This is a genomic window from Lysinibacillus sp. FSL M8-0216, assembly GCF_038595555.1.
Lineage (GTDB): Bacteria > Bacillota > Bacilli > Bacillales_A > Planococcaceae > Lysinibacillus > Lysinibacillus fusiformis.
In genome coordinates this window covers 465,524-486,548 of sequence record NZ_CP152007.1, presented here as the reverse complement: position 1 = coordinate 486,548, position 21,025 = coordinate 465,524, and the positions used below count along the sequence as shown (strand labels likewise).

The window sequence follows — 21,025 nt, the reverse complement described above, 5'->3', positions numbered from 1 at the left end:
ATGACAATTTTGCGAATTTAGTCAAGTAAGCAAAAAAGGAAATCGAAAAGCATCGATTTCCCTTTTATCTTGAATATTAGCTAGTTTTGTCCCAGCCTTTTTCAATAAAAATATTCAATTTAAGCTTCTTCATAAGCATTTTTCATTCCGTGATATAGTTTACTATCTTTAAAATCATCTTTATTAATGTGAAGTTGTACACTTACCTCATACAGAAAGTAAAGCCATTCCGTATCATTTTCCTCAACAGCTTTAGCACAAGCATTTTCTATATAAATACTATTCACATGACGTTCTAGACCCTTTAAATAATCTAAGGCTTTTGATGCTCCTGGCCAATTCAAATCCTTAAATAATTCATATAAACTAGGCAAGGCCACTTTATTATTTGGATACCCGATAGATATGACGACATCGACTGCGTTCTCCCAACATTCTTTTGAATATTTTTGAAATATAAGTGGCAATTGTTCATTGTTAATTTGACAAAGAAATGCTTTTGCTTCGTTTTGAATTGTCTTTGGTAAATTCCAATTCAAATTATAGGAATAATAAATCACTAAATTATCTTCCATAAAAATTCATACCTTTCATAGAAATGTTGCTTATTTAACTTTCACAGAAATTCCCTGTAGAATCCTAGTGTATTTATGCGGTTTGTCATTTGCATTGTCTCGACTATCAATCCAACCTTTCATTTCTGATGCCTTATCTGTTTTTACAGAAACATGATTACCACCATCTTTAATAGCTTTTAATGACCCTGTTTTATTTACAGCTTCTATGGTAGTTGCTGTAAACGAACCACTAGGCATTTTTAAGTTATAAGAAAGCCCTCCAGTATCTTGACGTCTTGGAGTTAAATTTGTGCCATTTCCACTACCACTGCGATAAATAATTGTTGGATTTTTGTCTTTCAATCTCGAAATCAGTTCAGGTTTTACTTGATCCTTCGCAACTACTACTACAGTAACTAATGATGCTGCAATAATCATAGCAAGTAGGAATTTTCGGATTTCAGGAATCATGTGTTTTGCTATCTATATAAAACAATAAAACTCTTGATAAATTAATAATAAACCTCGCCTCATTTTCCTCTATTATATCTTCGTTAGGGTGAGAGAAACCATGATTATTTCTAATATCATTCATGTTCTCTAAAAACTTGCCAATAGCGTTGACTGTTTGATTAATAGGTTTGTGATGATCTTTTACATTAATATTGAATTTTGGATGGGATATTTTCAACCTTCCCCACATATCTTGAATTTTTATATTCTGTTCATCAAAGGTAATATTCTGTTCATCACATATTGCTTTTAAATATCCATGTAGTGCTGTGTGAGCACGATCTACGGCACTACTAAAAGAATGTTTATCGATCAAAGTATCTGCTTGCAACAATACTTCTTTTACAAACTCAATATCATGCTTAAGTTCTCCATATTCAATTAGTTCTCCCTTTAATTGTGTAATCCACTGTGTTATTTTTCCATGTAACTTCTCTTTATTAGAAAATTCAACTTGTTTTAGTAATGCATTCTCTAGTCTTTCTTCGAAAATCTCTAATGGATACTTTTCTAGAACACCTATTAGAATTTTAGATTGAATTAGCGAGTGTATTGAATGTTTCTCCTGCTCACCTAATGGGTTGGGATACACCAATTACAACTAACAACATAATTGCTTTTTCTCCTGCTACTGTACAAATCCCAATTTTGGGTAAAATTGCATGTGGCGACCCGATTACGGCAGATGAAAACTTAACTGGTTACAGATATGAGTCACCTGACAACTTACCAAGTGGAAATCTATTCTATTTACAAGCAAAAGGCGATAGCATGGAGCCTACTATTCCGAATGGATCATACGTCTTAATACGGGAACAACCAGAGGTTGAGAACGGTGAAATTGCTGCCGTCTTAGTTAATGGGGATACAGAGGCTCTCTTAAAAGAGTAAAAAGACAAGCTGAGACAGTATTTTTAATGCCCGATAACCCAAGACATGAAAAGCACATTAACTATACAGAAAGCAAGTTGTTGTCCGGTTATCTAATGGAATCACTAAAAATAGATAATAGACCTGTATACTACATTTTTTAGCTTTGAAATCAGGGATGCGCTTTGCTGAAATAATCGCACTTACTAGAAAAGATTTTAATTTCAAAGACAACACCATCAACATTAACAAAACATGGGGATATACAAGTTCTTATGATGAGGGTAAGAAAAAGACCAAAAAGAAAAGTTCAAACCGCATAATTAAAATAGACAAGGTAACGATGAGTCTGTTCAATCATTTTTTTGAAGTGACACCTGAAAATATTCATAAGTTAGTGTTTTATAATCCCGCTTCTAAATACAAAGTTTTCAGCAATACAGGTGTTAATAAAGCATTTTAAAAAATACTTCGTGAATTACAGATTGAAGAAATTTCAATTCATGGTTTACGCCATTCTCACGCTAGTATTTTATTTTACAAACAGTTCAGTATATTTCCGACCGACTTGGACATGCAGATGTAGATACAACAATTCGAATTTACACACACCTCATTAAAGAACTTCGAGAAGAAGATGAAAATAATATGGTCAATATTCTAGCCGCTTTATAATTTTACACATTATTTACACATAGTTATTTACAAACCCGCATGAATACTGATATGATTGCACTTGCTCTACGTGGTTCGTAACCATCCCACGAAAAAAAACTAAGGAGAAATGAATATGAAGATAAAATTTTTAGCAGCAAGTGGTATTATTGCAGCTCTTTACATTGCTGTGACGATGCTTGTTGCACCATTTGGTTTTACAGAGGTGCAGTTCCGTGTATCTGAAATTTTCAACCATTTAGTGGCCTTTAATCCACGCTTTGCCGTTGGTATCATAATAGGGGTATTTATTTCTAATATCTTTTCACCACTCGGTATCTACGACTTAGTATTTGGTGTTGGACATTCTATGATTACATTGGGTTTGTTCATTTTGATTTGTAAATTTGTTAAACATATTTGGGCACGTTTAATCATCAATACATTTTTATTTACATGCACAATGTTTATAATCGCCTTTGAATTGAATTTAGCCCTAGAGCTACCATTCTTTTGGACTTGGCTCACGGTGGCGGCAGGTGAATTCGTTGTCTTAGCGGTTGGTGCACCTATTATGTATATACTCAATAAACGCCTTCACTTTAAAGAGATGATTGAATAGACGAGTCTTACAAGATTCGTCTTTTTTTCTTGACAATATTCTGAAAACATTCTACAATTCTTTCTAATAAATGCGAAGAAGAAGAATAGTAGCAAGCATCGTTACTTAAAGAGAGCTGGTGGTCGGTGTAAACCAGTAGTACGTACTTGTGAATGGACTTCAGAGCAGCCTTAATCCAATGTAAGGCCGATTTGCTCCCCGTTATCGGAGTTAGAAAGCGCGCATCAATTGCGAATAAAGGTGGCACCACGGTTACTCGTCCTTTTTACAGAGGATTGGAGTGGCTTTTTTTTATGAAAAAATGAGCGTAGAGGAGTCGAGGAAAGATGAGTACAGTAGCAGAGAATAAAGGATATTTCGGAGAATTTGGTGGAAGCTTCGTTCCAGAGGAGCTTCAGCATGTATTAACTATTTTGGATGAAAATTTCCAAAAATTCAAAGAAGATGCAGACTTTAATACAGAATTGAATTATTATTTCCATGAATATGTCGGTCGCAAATCCCCCCTTTATTTTGCAGAAAATTTAACAAAGCAATTGGCTGGCGCAAAAATTTATTTAAAGCGTGAGGATCTTAACCATACGGGCTCACATAAAATCAATAATGTATTGGGTCAAATTTTATTAGCAAAACGTATGGGAGCAAATCGCGTTATTGCTGAAACTGGTGCAGGACAACACGGTGTGGCAACCGCTACTGCCTGTGCCATGTTCGGGATGGATTGTACTATTTATATGGGGTTAGAGGATACTAAACGTCAGGCATTAAATGTATTTCGAATGGAGCTTCTTGGAGCAAAGGTAGTAGCTGTTGATAAGGGGCAAGGACGTTTAAAGGATGCCGTTGATGAAGCATTCGCTGATTTGGTGGCAAACTACGAAACGACATTTTATTTATTGGGCTCTGCTGTTGGGCCGCACCCATTCCCCTCAATGGTTAAACATTTCCAATCAGTTATTAGCCGCGAAAGCCGCGAACAAATTTTGGAGAAAGAAGGAAAACTACCAACCGCTGTCCTAGCCTGTGTTGGCGGTGGAAGTAATGCTATAGGGGCATTCGCAGAGTTTATTGCTGATAAAAATGTTCGTCTTATCGGAATAGAGCCAGATCAAGCTGCTACACTTAACGAAGGAACGCCTGGAGAACTACACGGCTTCAAATGCTTAGTGCTACAGGACGCAGAGGGAAACCCTCTACCAACATACTCGATTGCCGCAGGGTTAGATTACCCAGGTGCGGGACCTGAGCACAGTCACTTAAAAACAATTGGTCGTGCAGAGTATGTTACCGTGACAAATGAAGAAGTCCTAGAGGCATTTCAGGTGCTCTCGAAGGTAGAAGGTATTATTCCTGCACTCGAAAGCTCTCATGCAGTTGCCCATGCACTAAAACTAGCGCCTACTCTTACAACTGATGAAATTATTATTATTAATATCTCAGGTCGTGGCGATAAGGACGTTGAGCAAGTTTTTCATATGTTAAATAAATAATTTAAACCTGAAAGAGCGATTTCCTAAACTGGAAATCGCTCTTCAACTTACACTAATGATGTAATGTCTGCTGATCTTGAAACACAAGTATAAACGAATCTATTCCAATAAGAATATATATCCCCCATTTATTTCATAAAAAAACGGATGAAGTCTATCAAATCATCCGTTCAGTCGCTATTATGAAATCGCTCTTTTATGCAGTTTAATTTTTAGCTTTTCTAACATATCTACCGTCATTTTTGACAAATCGTACTCTGCTTTAAAGCCCCACTCTTTTTGTGCCGCTTCAATATTTATTGAGTTTGGCCAGCTATCTGCTATTGCCTGACGAACTGGGTCAACCTGATAGTTCATTGTAAAGTTCGGTAAATGTTTTTTTATTTCAGCTGCAATTTGCGATGGTTCAAAACTCATTGCTGTTATATTAAAAGCATTGCGGTGAACAAGCTTACTACCATCGGCTTCCATTAAATCAACAATTGCCTGTAAAGCATCTGGCATGTACATCATATCCATATACGTACCTTCTTGAATATAAGATGTATACTTACCTTGTTCAATCGCTTCGTAGAAAATCTCTACCGCATAATCAGTTGTACCACCACCAGGAGGTGTTACATAAGAAATTAAACCTGGGAAACGGACACCACGTGTATCTACTCCAAAACGGCTGAAGTAATAATCACATAATAATTCGCCAGCCACTTTATTAACACCATACATAGTTGTCGGGCGTTGCAATGTATCCTGAGGTGTGTCTTCCTTCGGTGTAGATGGTCCGAATGCCCCTATTGAGCTTGGTGTGAAGAATTGCATATTTAACTCTCGTGAAACTTCCAAAGCATTCATTAATCCACCCATATTTAAATTCCAAGCCAACAAAGGATTTCTTTCAGCTGTAGCTGATAATAGTGCTGCTAAATGCATCATTGTATCAGCACCAAAGTCCTTTGCTAAATCATGCATTCTTTGTCCATCTGTAACGTCCAATATCTCAAACGGGCCCTCAGTATGGTCAAGCTTTCTAATGTCAGTAGCAAGTATATTGTCCTCTCCATAAATACTACGAAGTTTTTCTACAAGCTCAGAACCAATTTGACCAAGTGCTCCGGTAACCATAATTTTTTTCATTTCTCAAAACCTCCACATGTGAACAATTGTACTTACCGAAAGTACAAAAATATATTAATAAACATTGATTTAATAACACTTTCAATGAAATTCATTATAATGTGTTCGTTTTGAAAATACAACAATTATATTAAAAATATTCATAAAAGAAACATACTATCCCTTACTTCTCAGTATATGAACATTTTAAATTATTGTGCTACAAAAATATATCAAATACATTTGTACACTCTCAGAGGACATATATTGAAACTCCCATCCAACAAGTTATTAGAGCAAATAAAAAAGAATCCCCTTTGCTAACTTTGCAAAGAAGATTCTATAGCCATTAAAATATGAAGGACTAAATTATATTGAAAAACGTTTAACGGCTATTTGTAGCACTTTCGATACCTTTCGTAATTCTTTAATATAATTGTGGAATTGTTGCTGTGCTGTTAATTGATCGGCTGTTAAAGCAGCAACATGCTTCGTCGATACAGTATTCGTATCAGATAACGATGTCAGCATAACCGCATCCTCACTAACCGTTTTTGTATGATTGGCAATTTCTTGGACTGTAGAAGAGACTTCCATAATATAAGGCTTGATTGTATGTACTTTTTCTAAAATCTGATCAAAACTAGAGGCCGTTTGTCCTGTTACAGCAACTCCTTTTTCGGTTGCCATAAGCACACCCTCCATCATCTGTACTGCATAGCTTGAATCTAGATGAATGTTTTGTACAATGGACGTAATAGTTTGCGTTGAATGAACAGTTTGCTCTGCAAGCTTGCGTACCTCGTTCGCTACTACCGCAAATCCCTTGCCATGCTCGCCCGCTCTTGCCGCTTCAATCGATGCATTTAACGCTAATAGATTTGTTTGTGCTGTTATTTTTTCAATGACCTCAATCATTTGATCGATTGATGATGCTCGTTCGACTAAATTAAAGATGGCTGTATTGGATTTCTCTACAGCTTGCTTAATTGTCTGCATTTGTGCTAAATTGGCTTGCACAATTTCAGTTCCGCTTTCCGCATCTCGAGCTGTTTTATGAGCGAAGTTTTCTACAATTTGAATTTTTTCTAATATAACTTGTACATCATTTAAAACTTCTTCTAAAGATGATGTATTGGAAGCCAATTTATCAGTAGACGCTGCCGTTGAATCTGAAATAGACTGTACATCTTTTGCTATTTTCAATGTCGTTGTTGAAGATTCCTCCGAGGACTCCTGCAATTTCCCGGTCATTTCCTCCACTTCGTAGGCACTGTCCGTAACTGTATGGAGCAAACGTTTCACTTCTGTGACCATTTGATTGTAAGATAGCACTACCTCACCAAGCTCATCATGGGCCACATAACTTGCATTGGCAGTGAAATCACCCTGTTCAGCCTGTTTTAATAATGATTTTAATTGCCGTGTAGGGACATTGACCGCTTTTGTTGCTATAAATCCTATAATAATAACTAGCATCACAACTGTTAAACACACACCACCAAGCAACCAATAACCAAATTGAACATCTTCTTGATAGGACTGTTGTTGGTCTTTTGCTCGTTGAATAAGATAGTTTTGTGTTTCTTCTAATAATGTATGAATTTCCTGACTTAATGGTAGAAATGTCTGCGAATAAAATTTCTCTTGTTCACTTTGGGTCAATTGCTGGTAGCCCTCAATCAATTCTCTCTGCTTCCCTAGTAAGGACTTATACTTATTAATTTGATGACTCGTTTTTTTATCAATTTCTTGGCTTTTTAAATGGTCTAACGGCTTATCCACGTCTTTTAAAATGGAAGACATTCCTGTATAATTGCCATCAGAATCGACGATAAAATCTAACTGACGTTGCGATTCTTCCAGCTCATTTAGCCACCCAATTGGAACAAGCCCCTGTTTGTAACTCTCACTTGCATGCCACGACATTTTCCTTAAATAATCCACACTAAATACACCTAGCAATACATTCGATAATACACAAACAATCATAAGTACAAGTAACTTGTCCTTCACCTTTATGAAACGAAAAAAATGCATGTTCTCTGGCTCCTCCTCCAACTCTTACCAATAATGATAGTATGAAGATATAAAGCCAGTGTTATGTTTTTGTAAAGATTAGACGAAGAATTAAGAAATTATGCCCATTCACCAGCCCCAAATAGGTAATTTACAGCACAAATTGATTCATACCATCATCCCTTATTTACATCATACAAATAGTTGCAACCTTCCACACATTACCAGCGTTTATAGTAGTAACTATAGAAAGAAGGTGTTACATTTGTCGCAGCTTAAGAAATTGGATGGAAGTTTAGTTGTGAGCCTCTTTTTACTTGGAGGTTTTAGCTGCCTTTTTGTCCATTCTAGCAGTGTCAATTTCGGACAATATGCCAGTTCCTTCATTGTTAAGCAATTTATCTTTTATCTTATTGGATTTATAATCATGTTTGGGATTTCTTTACTTGATATTGAACAATTAAAAAAGATTGGATGGCCATTTTATGGATTAGCGGTAGCGTTAACTGCTGGACTCATAGTAGCACCAGAGAGTATTGCACGGACGATAAACGAGGCTAAATCTTGGTATCAAATACCCTTTCTAGGTTCTCTTCAGCCATCGGAGTTTTTAAAATTTGCCTTTTTAATTGTTGTGAGTAAAATCATTATCTCTCATCAAGAGAAAAATGCACGTCCTTCCTATCTAGCTGATTTATGGCTATTTGTGAAAATTGGACTTATTGTCCTTCCCCCTTCGCTCCTTGTTTATAAACAACCCGACACAGGCATGGTTATGTTATACATGGCAATGATTCTACCCATGTTATTTTTTTCAGGCATACATAGGAAATTACTGATTGTATTTACGGCCATACCTCTAGTTTTAATCAGTACAGTTGTAGTACTTTATGTCAGATTTAATGATTTTTTTACAGAAAAAATTTTAGGTGCCCTATCAGGACATCAAGTATCTCGTATTTATGGGTGGCTACAGCCTTATGATTACATAGATTCTTCGTTTCAGGTTCGCCAAGGCTTTTTAGCCATCGGGTCGGGGGAATTTTTCGGGAAGGGCTATCTGAATAATAATGTTTATGTGCCAGAGAAGCATACTGATTTTATTTTTTCTGCAATTGCCGAGGAATTAGGGTTTGCTGGCGGGGCATTTGTCATTGCTTTACTGTTTTTTGTCATCTACAGAATTGTTCTTATTTCTGTTGAAGCAAAAGACCCTTTTATGACATTAATGGGCGCAGGGATATCAAGCTTATTAGCCTTCCAAATTACTCAAAATATTGGCATGACACTTGGACTTTTACCAGTCACTGGAGTTACTTTACCTTTCTTAAGCTATGGGGGTAGTTCACTATTGTCAAATTTCATGCTAATGGGAATTGTCATGATTATTCATAAATCCTATAAGGGGTATATGTTTAAAAGAGGAGATTAACTAAATGCAAGTAGAGAAGGATATTCTCTACTTGCTGGGGGATTCATCTTCATTTAAAAACTCATGAATACTCTCATTATATTGATCTATAAATATTTCAGCTTCCTTACTAGGTAATTTTAATGCGGCTAACGCGGCACCACCTACTGGTAAGCTGGAAGCACCCATAAAGTCATATTGATTGCTATACTTTTTATCCAGCACAGCTAGTTTTTCAATAAATAATGGCAATTCCTTAAAAACTCCACCTGCTAACACGACTTTTACACGTTCAGCGAAGAATGGATTTTTTTTGTAACAAGCATCGATACTTTGATAAAAAATATGGCACACTTCATCTATAATAGTATTTGCTACTATATCTCCACGTTTTGTGCACTCTATCGCTACTTTACTTAACGGAGCAATTATATCTCGTGGATGCCCTTCACCATATACAATTTCAATGATTTGTGGCACAGATTGCACTTGAAAATAGGCTAATACAGCGCCCGTTAATATCGTTTCTGGACCTCTTTTATCAAATTCTTTAAAAATCGCCTTTAATGTTCGAATACCTATATCATAGCCACTGCCCTCATCATCAAATATATAACCCCATCCTGCTGTCCGCTCAATTCTTCCAGTTGAATCTATACTTAATGTAATCGCACCTGTACCCGATATTTGAACAATGCCAGGTTGACCTAATGTCCCTGCATACAGTGCATTCAATCCATCATTTGATAAAGTTAATTGACAGCCCTTTGGTAAAAGCGACGTTAATAATGTCTGTGTAATGTCCTCATTATTATTTTCTGTCACACCAGAAAGTCCTGCATGGCATTTTGTTAGTTGATGAAAATGGAGAGGTTGTTGACTCTTCAATTGATTTATAAGTTCTGTTATCGTCTGCGTAAATTGCTCGATGTTCATGGATGTAGGGTTACTTTTACCCGTTTTTGCGAGGGCTATTACTTGCCCACTGAATGTAGAGATGGTAGCAATTGTCTTCGTTCCACCACCGTCAATTGCCAAAACATACAAGTGCCTTCACCTCTATACGATTTTAATTGTGGAAACGATTTCGCCTACCTCATGCCCTGCGTCATTTCGCACAAAGGAAGGCGATAATGCTTTTATTCGCTCAATTGTTTCAACATTTGAATACTGAATTTGTTCTAACACAGAAGCAATTACATTTGGCCATGGACTTTCTGAGCCATTCATAATTTTCAGGGCAAAGCTTACCCCTTCGTTTCGTAGAGCAAAACAATATACACCCTGAGCTCCACCCTTTGCTACAATATTAGGATCTTTTAATAATGCTGTACAAATAAAATTTTCAGCTGCGATAATTTGATTTTCTTGATTCATAACTGTCGTAAGCTTTTTTACCGCCTCACGAACTTGATCATCATCAATCAATTCTGGCCGTGCTAGCTTTAAATAGGCTATCGCCATATTTTTTAGTGGAATCGCAAAAACAGGTGCGCCACAACCGTCTATTCCTGTGCGAATTTTTCCCTCATCATAGTCACTTAAATAAGCAATGTATTTTTTTATCATTTGCTGTAATGGATGATCTGGATGACAATACTGTTGAAAATTATAGCCATTCGCCAGACAAGCAGTTAAAAATCCTAAATGCTTACCTGCGCAATTATGAAGTAGCTTCCTTTTTTGGAATCCTTGTTGAATATAGAGTGTTTTTGGTTCTTCGTTAAGCGGATATGACGCTGCACAAATTAGATCATTTTCACCAACAGGAATTTTCTCCAGCAAAGAGGTCAATGCCTCTTGATGGTATATTTCACCTCTTTGCGATGCCAAAAATAATGCACTTTCCGTTGAAGTTATCTCATACTTTTCTATAAAATCAGTCATGAAAATTGGAATGGCTTGAAATGGTTTTGCTGCAGAACGAAAATACACAGGCTCATAATCTTGACCAACTGAAACGAATTCTTCCTTCGCTAGATTCACAGCACTCATTTGTCCATAATGCACATTTTCCATTAATCCTGAACGGTACTCTTTCAAAAATTCTGAGTAAGCCACGAATCAACCAACCTTTCTTTAAACAGACAGCAGTTGCTTTTGTGCCTGTAATGCTGCTCCTTTGACCACGCCCTCTTTTAATTGGTTTGAAAACTGTAAAACAAAATGAGGTTGTAGTTCTTTCCATATATATTGTTTGCATTTTTCACTAAGAAGTTTTTGAAATGTTACATTGTGCTCAATAATTTCACCGCTAACAATAACGGCTTCCGGTTCATATAAACACACCAAATTATTGATAGCAATGGCTAGATATGTAGCTACATCTTGTTGAATGTCCACTGCCCATTGTTCGCCTCGATCCACACACTGTAAAACCTCTTCTATTGATTGAATATTTAGATTTTTAGGCGTTCTATTGAGTAAGGTCATTTCTGAAATATACATCGACAAGCACCCTCGTTTTCCACAGTGACACATTTCACCAAAGGGATTAATCGTTATATGACTTATTTCTCCCGCTTTGTTTTGAATGCCACGATACACTTCTCCGTTTAGTAATATCGATGCTCCGACGCCCGTTCCCATCCCTACTAAAATACAATTTGAATAAAGAGGCGTATAGATATCACCAATTTCTGCAATGATTTGCATTTTCAATTCATTATCTACGATGACTTCACAATCAAAAACACCATTTAGGTCCTCTCCTATACGGCAGTTTTCCCACTTTAATTGCTCAGAAGAAACTATAATCCCTTCTTCGTTATTAATGACACCTGGTACCCCTATTCCAATGCCTAATAATTTCTCCTGAGCAATCTGATATTCTGACATAATAGTCGCTATGGAGCTTTTTAATAGATGGATTGCTTCCTCATAACGATGCTTTATGCTGCATTTGATTTCCTGAAAAGCGATCAGTTTTCCTAAAAAATCTAATATACCAAGTCGAATTGTAAAGCAATCTATCTCGATCCCTATAGTATATAAAGCATCTTCACGCATATGAATTAATGTTGGCCGTCTACCAATGGCAGTTTCCTCTGAAACCCCTTCAAGTATAAAGCCTTCCGCTTCTAGCTCCTGCACAATACGAGTAATAGTCGTAGGACTCATTTTTGTATACTTTGATAATTGAATTCTTGAAATCGGTGCCATCTGCCTAATTGCGTCAAGCACAATATACTTATTTTGTCTTCTCATTTGTACTTGATCTTGCTTTTTCAAATTAGATTCATCCCCTATTTAAACATTTCTATGAATTGTACAGCCTCTCTGATGTCTTTTTCGGGATTTGATCTCACTTCTCGTTCAATAGTTAAATAGCCATTGTATCCGATTTCTTGTAAAGCTGAAAAATAAAGCTCGAAATTGACATCTCCCTGACCTAGTGGAAGCTCTCTAAAGAAATCCCCATTTTCCACCATTTCTTCTATCTTATCATGAGATGTTCCAGAATCGTATCCTAAGTACCCATACACGTCTTTTGGATTCGTTTGCTGTAATTGAATGCCATCCTTCACATGTGTATGTACAATATAATTTCTTAAAAGCTTCACTCCCGCCACAGGATCATCCTTGGTTACCATTACCATATTGGCAGGATCAAAATTAACTGATACACTATCCGTGGATAGTTTATCTAAAAATTTCTTTAATGTTTGACTCGTCTCTGGTCCTGTTTCAATTGCAAAATAAGCATCTAGTGATGTAGCAAATTGCCCTAATTCTTCACATGCTTCTAGCATAGTTTGATAGATTGGATCATTCTCATCTTCAGGAATGATCCCAATATGAGTCGTAACAATCGATGTACCAAGATCTTTTGCCAATTGCATAATATCCTTCGATTTTTTTATTTTCCATTCATTTTCATGTTTATCTTGAAAGCCATGTCCTCCCAAATCTCCACATAATGCTGAAATTTCGAGCCCTAAATCTACAATATATTGCTTCAATTCAGCTCTTTGTATAGCATTTAAATGGTCCGGAACTAGCTCACCTGAAACTGCGTACATTTGAACACCTTGTGCACCGACCTCTTTCGCTTTTAGCAATCCCTCACGAATAGGCAATCTAAAGCTGTCTACAATCACACCAATTCTATTGTTCAATTTCACCATTTTAATATACGACTTCCTTTCCTTGTCTTGCAGAAATATAAATCCCCTCTAAAATCTTCATAATTTCTACCCCATCCTCAACAGGTGCCACTGAATCATATTGGTGAAGACAGCAATCAACAAACGTATTGATTTCATTCTGAAAGGCTGTTACAAAATCAAAGGATAGATCATTAATTTGAGGATGAATATTTAAAATGGTATTATGCTCCTCGCTGACAATTTTCAGCTCAGGCTCTAGCTCTGCTCCCCCATTTGTGCCATATAACTTAATGCTCATTTCATCTTTTATAGCATGTAGCGTATAGGAAACATCCACCATTAATGAAGCCCCGTTCTCAAATGTTATAAGGGCGTTCGCTAAGTCCTCAACTGTATTTTTAGTAGCATCATAGTCTGCCGCTTTATAAAAAGATAAATGTTCAATATGATTTCTATTTCCTAATTGATTATAGGTGTGACCTGTTACACGCTTCACTTTCGGCCTCCCCATTAAGTACCAGCATATATCAATAACATGGACCCCTAAATCTATTAATGGGCCACCACCAGATTTATCGATTTCTGCAAACCAACCTCCTGGATTACCTAATCTTCTTAAGCAAGAAGCTTTCGCATAATAAATATCCCCTAATTTATTATCATCTATGAACTGTTTCAGCACCTTTGTGTTCGTTGCAAAACGTCTTACATAGCCGACCTGAAATACTTTACGATGTTTTCCGGCAACCTTTTGGATGTTTAATGCCTCCGCATAAGTCATAGATAAGGGTTTTTCAATAAGTACATGTAAATCATTTTCTAAAGCGAGAATGGCTAGCTCTGCATGTGTATTATTCCATGTACAAATACTGACAGCTTCTACATTTTTATCTGCAAATAATGCCTCTTTAGAAGAGAAAACATGAGTGGCTCCAAATTGAGCAGCTTTTGCTTTCCCCCTCTCAATAGAAGTATCATACACACCATATAACTCAACTGATGGATTTTTCATATAAGAGCCTAAATGATAATCCGAAATAGAGCCTGTTCCGATTACACAAACTTTTAATTTGTCCATGTTCTTCCCTCCTTAAAGCTTACATTCATCCCATAAACGACGAACATTATCCATTCCTATTTTTGAACCAACCTGACAATCCTCCATACCTTCAAACTCTACTGTAATATAACCATCGTATCCATAGCCTTTGACAAGCTTTATAATTTCTCGAATATTAATATCACCATGTCCGACAATTGCTCCTCGGATGTAATTGTTATGAACTGTACGGAACCATTCGCCATCACCGGGATTTTCAAAATAAGGGCGAATATAAAAATCTTTAAAATGCACGGTAGCGGCATAGGATATATTTTTCATAACACCAATAAGAGGCTCTTCATCTATACATAAAAAATTCCCGATATCTAATGTAGTTTTAAAATTATCTCTGTTAACGGCTTGAATTAATTGTTGTACACGATCACTTGTTTGAACATTAAAGCCATGATTTTCAATAGTTGTGGTGATATTGAATTGTTTCGCATAATCTGCAAGCAATTGACAGCCCCTTACCATTTCATCTAAATGTTCATTGTAATAATGAATGGTTGTTTGCTCCTTTGGTAAAGTAAAAAGTGTAACGTCATGGCGCATAATTTTGATACCCATACGATGTACAACATCTACGTGTTTCTTTAAGCGCTCCACTTCTTCAAAAAAGGCTTCCTCAGTCTCATGAATAAAGTTTGCGGGTAATGAGTAGGCAGATAACTCCAATCCTAGCTCAGCAGCTTTCTCTTTTATTTGAGTGGCGAGCTCATCATTATCTACTACTGTGAATTCATAGGGCACTAACTCTACATGCTGACCACCATTGTCCGCTACCCATTGCAAAACATCCAGAACACTCATTTCCCCCTGCTTCATTTTTTTGACCATACTGTATGTGCTTAAGCCTACTTTCATTTAAAACATCTCTCCTTTTCAATTGACAAAGTGACAAGCTACACTTTGCTCTTCGTTAATTTTTTTCATTTCCGGAATCTTTTGCTTACATATATCTGCTGCAAAGGGACATCTTGTATGGAAGGTACAACCGCTTGGTGGATTTTTAGGATTTGGAATATCACCTATCAACACTTTCTTTTTCTTTCTTAACATTGGGTCTGCAATCGGTACAGAGGCAATAAGGGCTTGTGTATACGGATGCTTAGGATCATTAAAGATCGCTTCTTTTTTTCCGATTTCTACGATTGTTCCTAAATACATGACACCAATATAATGACTAATATGCTCTACAACACTTAAATCATGTGAAATAAAAAGATAGGATATTTTATATTCTTGCTGCAATTGCTTTAATAGATTCAAAATTTGTGATTGTATAGAAACATCCAATGCAGACACAGGCTCATCAGCAATAATGATTTTAGGTTTTGTAATTAAAGCACGTGCAATCCCTAAACGCTGTCTTTGTCCACCACTAAATTCATGTGCATAACGATCAGCATGATCAGCATTCAAGCCAACTACTTCAAGCATTTCGAGTACTAGCTTTTCACGCTCGGCTTTTGATAGCTTTGTATGAATTTCTAGCGGTTCACCAACTAATTCTTTTACTTTCATTCTTGGATTTAAGGAGGCATAAGGATCTTGAAAAATCATTTGGACAGTTTGTCTTAGATGCTTTAATTCAGATTGCTTGGCAGTAGCCACTTCTTTTCCATCGACAACGATACTTCCACTTGACGGCTCTATTAATCTAGTGATTAGCCTGCCAGTTGTTGATTTCCCGCAACCACTCTCTCCAACTAAACTAAATGTTGTCCCTTCTTCTATTTCAAAGGAAACATCTATTACAGCATTAACATGTTGTCTCTTTTGAAATAACCCACCCGCAATTTGAAAGCTCTTTTTTAAATTCTCCACTTTTAATATACTGTTAGGCATTGATTTCCACATCCTTTTTCACATATAGCCAGCAGCTACATTGGCGAGTAGCTGAAATTTCCACTGTCGGTGGACATTCCTGATGACATATAGACATCACTTGATGACAGCGCGGAGCAAATTTACAACCAATCGGCATATGTTGCGGAGATGGTACATGACCACTGATAGAATCTAATACTTCCTTTTTTTCACCAATTTTTGGCACAGATGCAATTAAGCCTTTCGTATAAGGATGCTTAGGGCTTGCAAACAATTCAAAGACATCTGCTTCCTCTACAACCTGCCCTGCGTACATCACGACCACTTTATCGCACATTTCGGCCACAACGCCTAAATCATGTGTGATTAATAAAATAGCTGTTTCATTTTCTTCCTTTAACTTTTTCATTAACTCTAAAATTTGCGCTTGTATCGTAACATCTAGTGCAGTAGTTGGTTCGTCAGCAATAAGTAGATTGGGGTGGCAGGCCATCGCCATAGCAATCATCACTCTCTGCCGCATCCCCCCTGATAGCTGATGTGGATATTCATGAATGATTTCTTCGGCTCTTCCTATTCCTACACTCTTTAACATTTGAATGGCATGATGTTTACTTTCACCTTTTGGCAGCTTCAAATGCATCTCAATTGCTTCCATTAACTGCTTACCAATTTTTAAAACGGGATTTAAAGAGGTCATAGGCTCTTGAAAGATCATCGCCATTTGTTTTCCACGAATTTTCCGAATATCGGATTCAGACATTTTGGTCAAATCTTCCCCATTAAAATGAATAGAGCCATTGACAATTTTGCCTGTAGTTCCATGAAATAATTGCATAATAGATAAAGACGTTAAGCTTTTCCCACTGCCTGATTCTCCAACTAAGCCCAATATCTCGCCTTTACGAATCGAAAAATTGACACCTCTTAATATCTTGATCTCTGTTTTATCACGCATAAAGGACGTTTCTAAATCTGTTACTCGTAATACATGTTCTGTCATAGGCATTCTCCTTAATTATTTTTAATTTTCGGATCTAATACATCTCGTAATCCATCGCCTATTAAGTTAAATGCTAGTACGGTTAAAAATATAGCTATTCCTGGCATGATGACTACATGAGAAGATGTTCCTAAGTAGTCGCGTCCACTACTTAACATTACTCCCCACTCGGGCATTTCAGGACTCGCACCTAAGCCTAAAAAACTTAAGCCAGAAGCTGCTAAAATAGCTGTTCCTATACGCATTGTGACAAAAATAATTAGTTCACTAATCGTTTCAGGGAAAATATGCTTCCACAGCACTCTTACATGGGAGGCCCCCATTGATTGTGCGGCTTCTACATATACATTTTCTTTCGCATTCAATGTAGCGCCACGTACTAAGCGTGCAAAGGATGGCACACTAAAAATCATGACAGCGATGATCACATTATTAATCCCAGGACCAAGTAATGCGACAATGGCAATGGCTAGCAATAAATCAGGAAATGAAAACAATACATCACAGCTACGCATAATAACTTTGTCTATCCAACCACTAAAGTAACCGCTAATTAAACCTAAAATAGTCCCTAGTATTAAGCCCAAAAATACCGCGCTAAAGCTTACCATTAAGGAGATTTTTGCCCCTACAATTAAACGACTAAAAATATCCCGACCATATTCGTCTGTTCCCGCTAAATGACTGGCACTTGGTCCTTCTAATAAGGCATCATAGTTTGGTTCAAACGGATCATAGGGTGCAATATATGGACCAATGATAGCGATTACAATTAGCAACCCTATAAAGATGCTTGCTAACAATGCAGCCTTTTGCTTTTTAAAAGACTTCCAAAATTCCTTAAGAGGAGAGTATTTCCTTTGTGTTTTTTGCACTTGGCTATTTTGCACCGTAGTTGGTGAAGTCATCCTGTTCCCTCCCTTAAGAATCTAATTGAATTTTAGGATTTAACACTGTATAAAGCACATCTACGATTAAATTTACTAAAATAAATTCAAACGCAAATAATAATAGAGCTGACTGAATAACAGGATAGTCTCGGAATGCAATCGAGTCGATTAGAAGACGCCCCATCCCCGGAAAGCTAAAAACGGTCTCGACTACCACTGAACCCCCTAGTAGAAAACCAAATTGTAGGCCGGCGACCGTCACTACAGAAATTAAAGAATTTCGTAAAGCATGGGTCACTATGACAGAGTGTTCCTTCAGACCTTTTGCTCTCCCAGTTCTTATAAAATCAGCCTGTAACGTTTCGAGCATAGAAGATCGAGTAAATCGTGCAATCATTGACATAATACCTGCCCCTAAAGTTAGGGAAGGTAAAATATAACTAGAGAAACCATCTAACCCTCCTGTTGGGAATAGCCCTAGCTGTACTGAAAATAATTGAATTAGTAATAGTCCCAACCAAAATCCAGGAATCGATATGCCAGAAACCGCTGTTACCATTCCGAAATAATCAGGCCATTTATTTTTATTGATGGCAGAAAAAACGCCAATCATTAAACCTATTAATGTAGCCCAAAACATCGAGAGAAAGGTAAGCTGAAGAGAGGGCATAAACCTTGTTTTAAACATATCAATCACAGGTAGACCTGTTGTTAAGGACGTCCCAAGTTCACCCGTCATTAGATTTTTCATATAGTCTACATACTGTTTTAAAATAGGCTTATCAAGACCCAATTCATGACGTACGTTTTCAACATCCTCGATCGTGGCATCCTTACCCGCTACTAATCGCGCAGGATCTCCTGGTATGAAATGAATAAATAAAAACGTTAATATTGAAATAACAATTAAAATCGGTATCATTTCAACAATTCTTCTTGCTGTATATTTCCACATGACGAGCTCCTCCTTTCTATTTTGTAGAAAAGGAATTGACCTATATCAATTCCTTTTATATTGAGTAGCTTTACTCAATTTTTGCATTCTTCACATCCAGCCCACCTGTTGGATTTACTAATACACCGCTGACATTTGAACGTACACCATATACAACCTCATCTACCCCTAAGAAAATCCAAGGTGTATCTTGGTAAACGATTTCCTGTAATTTTTCATAGAGCTCAGCTTGGCGGTCTACATCTGAAATGGAGTTAGCCTCATCCATTATTTGATCTGCCTCAGTGTTATGATAATAGGCTGTGTTCGCACCATTTGGCGGGAATGATACACTATGGAAAAGTGGTTTTGTCGCATTTGTTATATCAGAAGCATAGGCTGACCAGCTCACATACCACATTTGTAATTTTGCATCATCTGGTGTTTGAGCCCCGTAAATCTCATCTGACAAAGTACCCTCTTCCATAGATTTAATCGCAACTTTGACACCGATTTGTCCTAACTGCTGTTGGATAAACTGCATTCCCTTCATCGTATCCGAGTTCGTATTTCCCCAGATTTCAATATCGAAGCCATCAGGATATCCAGCCTCAGCCAACAAGGCCTTTGCTTTTTCTATATTGTGCTCATACATTTTTTGCTGTTTATAATAAACTGTTTTGGAAGGAATAATGGAGTCTAGCGGTAAGCCTAGACCTGCATTAACAACCTTTAAATAAGCTTCTTTGTCCACCGCATAATTAAATGCTTGTCGAACCTTACTATCATTCAACGGTTTTTTATACGTATTTAAGGAAACATAATGAGCAATTGTTGAAGGAACTTTATTAACTTCTACATCTTTATGGTTAGAAAGCTCATCGATATTTTGAGCAGGTACAGGATAGATAACCTGTGCATCCCCAGCTTTTAACATCGCCACCCGAGATCCGTTTTCTGGGACTGGTTTATACGTAATTTTAGATACACGGTCACCGCCACCCCAATAGCCATCAAATTTTTCAATGGTTAAATGATCTCCTTGTACCCATTCAACAAATTGATAAGGACCTGTTCCGACAGGCTGCTTAGGAATATCTGCTACATTTTCTTTAATCATTTTGGGACTAATCATTTTGGCCACTCCGAATCGTGTAATCATCGGTCCATACGGTTCTTTTAAAGTCACTTTAATGTCATAGTCTCCTAGTATTTCAACATGACTGATTAAGCTAAAACCACGTGAATAGAGGCGTAAGCTTTCATCATTCATAATTCGTTCAATATTGGCTTTTACAGCCTCTGCATTAAACTGCTCCCCGTCATGGAAAGTGACCCCTTCTTGCAGCTTAAATGTATACTCCAGTGCGTCTTCACTGATTGTATAATCTTCTGCAAGCACCTTAATTATTTGTCCATCCGCATCGAAGCCCAGTAACCCCTCTAACATCGTCTCCTGCACTGAACCCGAATTGGTATCTCCTGTGTTATGTGGATCCATAGAAATAAAGTTTTCATTTACAGCGATGACCAATTCATTTTTTGAACTAGCTTTACCTGAATCTGTAGTAGATTTTTCCCCAGTGTTTGATGCGTTAGAATTGTCTTTCTCTGCGCATGCTGCTAAAAGCAACGTACATAGAATTACAAAAACCAATTTTTTAACATAATTCATCTCATCTACTCCCTTTGTAAAAATATATAATAATACCTCCTAATGGCTTCATTAAGAAATATAATTACTAAAATTATTTATTTTCTCCACTGATGAAAATAAATAGGCAAAAAAATAAACTATACTTTCATTACGATAAGACAATTCAAAGGAAGACATTGCTTTCTCAACTTCACAATTGCTTTTCATCAGAAACTATAGTTCAACCGACAAGATTTATTTATTCCACT

Annotated in this window: 20 protein-coding genes, 1 pseudogene, 1 riboswitch and 1 other annotated feature; of the genes and pseudogenes, 5 read left to right on the top strand and 16 right to left on the bottom strand. The window is 36.9% G+C overall.

Going from position 1 to position 21,025, the window contains the following annotated elements; genetic code table 11:
• Window positions 1-119 precede the first annotated feature (119 nt).
• The 3 genes from MKX57_RS02320 to MKX57_RS02310 are packed head-to-tail and all read right to left on the bottom strand — an operon-like array spanning window position 120 to window position 1,662.
• Window positions 120-575, bottom strand: coding sequence for a hypothetical protein (locus tag MKX57_RS02320; protein WP_096363490.1), 456 nt, complete (start codon window positions 573-575; stop codon window positions 120-122).
• 30 nt (window positions 576-605) lie between these two features.
• Window positions 606-1,028: a hypothetical protein gene (locus MKX57_RS02315; protein WP_342550721.1), complete on the bottom strand. Its 423-nt coding sequence runs from the start codon at window positions 1,026-1,028 to the stop codon at window positions 606-608.
• Window positions 1,018-1,662: an abortive infection family protein gene (locus MKX57_RS02310; RefSeq protein ID WP_239354122.1), complete on the bottom strand. Its 645-nt coding sequence runs from the start codon at window positions 1,660-1,662 to the stop codon at window positions 1,018-1,020. The genes MKX57_RS02315 and MKX57_RS02310 overlap by 11 nt, the downstream gene beginning before the upstream one ends.
• Before the next feature lie 38 nt (window positions 1,663-1,700).
• Here MKX57_RS02310 and MKX57_RS02305 point away from each other — a divergent pair.
• The 4 genes and pseudogenes from MKX57_RS02305 to trpB form a co-directional block, all read left to right on the top strand.
• Window positions 1,701-2,002 (top strand): annotated as a pseudogene (locus MKX57_RS02305) (S24 family peptidase); the annotation flags it as partial.
• A 116-nt stretch (window positions 2,003-2,118) separates the two neighbouring features.
• On the top strand, window positions 2,119-2,403 hold the full coding sequence (locus MKX57_RS02300; protein WP_096363487.1) for a tyrosine-type recombinase/integrase: 285 nt from the start codon (window positions 2,119-2,121) through the stop codon (window positions 2,401-2,403).
• A 276-nt stretch (window positions 2,404-2,679) separates the two neighbouring features.
• Window positions 2,680-2,724: riboswitch (PreQ1 riboswitch) on the top strand.
• A 6-nt stretch (window positions 2,725-2,730) separates the two neighbouring features.
• Window positions 2,731-3,216: a QueT transporter family protein gene (locus MKX57_RS02295; RefSeq protein WP_008176048.1), complete on the top strand. Its 486-nt coding sequence runs from the start codon at window positions 2,731-2,733 to the stop codon at window positions 3,214-3,216.
• A gap of 66 nt (window positions 3,217-3,282) precedes the next feature.
• Window positions 3,283-3,483: a binding site (T-box leader), on the top strand.
• 59 nt (window positions 3,484-3,542) lie between these two features.
• The gene (trpB, locus tag MKX57_RS02290) at window positions 3,543-4,706 is read left to right on the top strand and encodes a tryptophan synthase subunit beta (RefSeq protein ID WP_008176051.1); all 1,164 of its coding nucleotides are present in this window, start codon (window positions 3,543-3,545) and stop codon (window positions 4,704-4,706) included.
• A 180-nt stretch (window positions 4,707-4,886) separates the two neighbouring features.
• On the opposite strand, the gene MKX57_RS02285 is transcribed toward trpB, so the two are convergent.
• Both MKX57_RS02285 and MKX57_RS02280 read right to left on the bottom strand, forming a co-directional pair.
• Window positions 4,887-5,840, bottom strand: a complete 954-nt coding sequence (locus MKX57_RS02285) for an L-threonine 3-dehydrogenase (protein WP_008176053.1) — start codon at window positions 5,838-5,840, stop codon at window positions 4,887-4,889.
• Between the two features lie 348 nt (window positions 5,841-6,188).
• Window positions 6,189-7,859: a methyl-accepting chemotaxis protein gene (locus MKX57_RS02280; RefSeq protein WP_342550720.1), complete on the bottom strand. Its 1,671-nt coding sequence runs from the start codon at window positions 7,857-7,859 to the stop codon at window positions 6,189-6,191.
• Window positions 7,860-8,103: 244 nt separating this feature from the next.
• Between MKX57_RS02280 and MKX57_RS02275 the strand changes: the two genes are divergently transcribed.
• A complete protein-coding gene (locus MKX57_RS02275; protein ID WP_043990073.1) occupies window positions 8,104-9,270 on the top strand; it encodes an FtsW/RodA/SpoVE family cell cycle protein in 1,167 nt (388 codons plus the stop codon).
• A 27-nt stretch (window positions 9,271-9,297) separates the two neighbouring features.
• Here MKX57_RS02275 and MKX57_RS02270 read toward each other — a convergent pair whose 3' ends face one another.
• From MKX57_RS02270 to MKX57_RS02220, 11 genes are all read right to left on the bottom strand, one after another.
• Complete coding sequence (locus tag MKX57_RS02270; protein WP_090002473.1) at window positions 9,298-10,296, bottom strand: BadF/BadG/BcrA/BcrD ATPase family protein; 999 nt, start codon at window positions 10,294-10,296, stop codon at window positions 9,298-9,300.
• A gap of 12 nt (window positions 10,297-10,308) precedes the next feature.
• Window positions 10,309-11,310, bottom strand: a complete 1,002-nt coding sequence (locus tag MKX57_RS02265) for an asparaginase (protein WP_008176060.1) — start codon at window positions 11,308-11,310, stop codon at window positions 10,309-10,311.
• 18 nt (window positions 11,311-11,328) lie between these two features.
• The gene (locus MKX57_RS02260; RefSeq protein WP_090002471.1) at window positions 11,329-12,480 is read right to left on the bottom strand and encodes an ROK family transcriptional regulator; all 1,152 of its coding nucleotides are present in this window, start codon (window positions 12,478-12,480) and stop codon (window positions 11,329-11,331) included.
• Between the two features lie 14 nt (window positions 12,481-12,494).
• Window positions 12,495-13,376 (bottom strand): sugar phosphate isomerase/epimerase family protein, encoded by an 882-nt coding sequence (locus MKX57_RS02255; RefSeq protein ID WP_342550719.1) that lies wholly within the window; start codon window positions 13,374-13,376, stop codon window positions 12,495-12,497.
• Window position 13,377: 1 nt separating this feature from the next.
• Window positions 13,378-14,436 carry a Gfo/Idh/MocA family oxidoreductase gene (locus tag MKX57_RS02250; protein WP_008176065.1) on the bottom strand — a complete coding sequence of 353 codons (1,059 nt, stop codon included), beginning with the start codon at window positions 14,434-14,436 and terminating at the stop codon, window positions 13,378-13,380.
• A 12-nt stretch (window positions 14,437-14,448) separates the two neighbouring features.
• Window positions 14,449-15,327 carry a sugar phosphate isomerase/epimerase family protein gene (locus MKX57_RS02245; protein ID WP_089985983.1) on the bottom strand — a complete coding sequence of 293 codons (879 nt, stop codon included), beginning with the start codon at window positions 15,325-15,327 and terminating at the stop codon, window positions 14,449-14,451.
• 18 nt (window positions 15,328-15,345) lie between these two features.
• The gene (locus MKX57_RS02240) at window positions 15,346-16,311 is read right to left on the bottom strand and encodes a dipeptide ABC transporter ATP-binding protein (protein WP_089985982.1); all 966 of its coding nucleotides are present in this window, start codon (window positions 16,309-16,311) and stop codon (window positions 15,346-15,348) included.
• Window positions 16,304-17,296 (bottom strand): ABC transporter ATP-binding protein, encoded by a 993-nt coding sequence (locus tag MKX57_RS02235; RefSeq protein WP_043990077.1) that lies wholly within the window; start codon window positions 17,294-17,296, stop codon window positions 16,304-16,306. Before MKX57_RS02235 ends, MKX57_RS02240 begins: the two co-directional genes overlap by 8 nt.
• 11 nt (window positions 17,297-17,307) lie before the next feature.
• Window positions 17,308-18,204 (bottom strand): ABC transporter permease subunit, encoded by an 897-nt coding sequence (locus tag MKX57_RS02230; RefSeq protein ID WP_342550718.1) that lies wholly within the window; start codon window positions 18,202-18,204, stop codon window positions 17,308-17,310.
• Window positions 18,205-18,217: 13 nt separating this feature from the next.
• Window positions 18,218-19,141 carry a nickel ABC transporter permease gene (gene nikB, locus MKX57_RS02225; protein ID WP_036145195.1) on the bottom strand — a complete coding sequence of 308 codons (924 nt, stop codon included), beginning with the start codon at window positions 19,139-19,141 and terminating at the stop codon, window positions 18,218-18,220.
• A 70-nt stretch (window positions 19,142-19,211) separates the two neighbouring features.
• Window positions 19,212-20,795, bottom strand: a complete 1,584-nt coding sequence (locus MKX57_RS02220; protein WP_089985980.1) for a glutathione ABC transporter substrate-binding protein — start codon at window positions 20,793-20,795, stop codon at window positions 19,212-19,214.
• Window positions 20,796-21,025: the final 230 nt, after the last annotated feature.

Coding starts and splice junctions, on each gene's coding strand:
- MKX57_RS02320 (WP_096363490.1), bottom strand. CDS start 575: ATGGAAGATAATTTAGTGATTTATTATTCCTATAATTTGAATTGGAAT.
- MKX57_RS02315 (WP_342550721.1), bottom strand. CDS start 1,028: ATGATTCCTGAAATCCGAAAATTCCTACTTGCTATGATTATTGCAGCA.
- MKX57_RS02300 (WP_096363487.1), top strand. CDS start 2,119: ATGCGCTTTGCTGAAATAATCGCACTTACTAGAAAAGATTTTAATTTC.
- MKX57_RS02295 (WP_008176048.1), top strand. CDS start 2,731: ATGAAGATAAAATTTTTAGCAGCAAGTGGTATTATTGCAGCTCTTTAC.
- trpB (WP_008176051.1), top strand. CDS start 3,543: ATGAGTACAGTAGCAGAGAATAAAGGATATTTCGGAGAATTTGGTGGA.
- MKX57_RS02285 (WP_008176053.1), bottom strand. CDS start 5,840: ATGAAAAAAATTATGGTTACCGGAGCACTTGGTCAAATTGGTTCTGAG.
- MKX57_RS02280 (WP_342550720.1), bottom strand. CDS start 7,859: ATGCATTTTTTTCGTTTCATAAAGGTGAAGGACAAGTTACTTGTACTT.
- MKX57_RS02255 (WP_342550719.1), bottom strand. CDS start 13,376: ATGGTGAAATTGAACAATAGAATTGGTGTGATTGTAGACAGCTTTAGA.
- MKX57_RS02250 (WP_008176065.1), bottom strand. CDS start 14,436: ATGGACAAATTAAAAGTTTGTGTAATCGGAACAGGCTCTATTTCGGAT.
- MKX57_RS02245 (WP_089985983.1), bottom strand. CDS start 15,327: ATGAAAGTAGGCTTAAGCACATACAGTATGGTCAAAAAAATGAAGCAG.
- MKX57_RS02240 (WP_089985982.1), bottom strand. CDS start 16,311: ATGCCTAACAGTATATTAAAAGTGGAGAATTTAAAAAAGAGCTTTCAA.
- MKX57_RS02235 (WP_043990077.1), bottom strand. CDS start 17,296: ATGACAGAACATGTATTACGAGTAACAGATTTAGAAACGTCCTTTATG.
- MKX57_RS02230 (WP_342550718.1), bottom strand. CDS start 18,204: ATGACTTCACCAACTACGGTGCAAAATAGCCAAGTGCAAAAAACACAA.
- nikB (WP_036145195.1), bottom strand. CDS start 19,141: ATGTGGAAATATACAGCAAGAAGAATTGTTGAAATGATACCGATTTTA.
- MKX57_RS02220 (WP_089985980.1), bottom strand. CDS start 20,795: ATGAATTATGTTAAAAAATTGGTTTTTGTAATTCTATGTACGTTGCTT.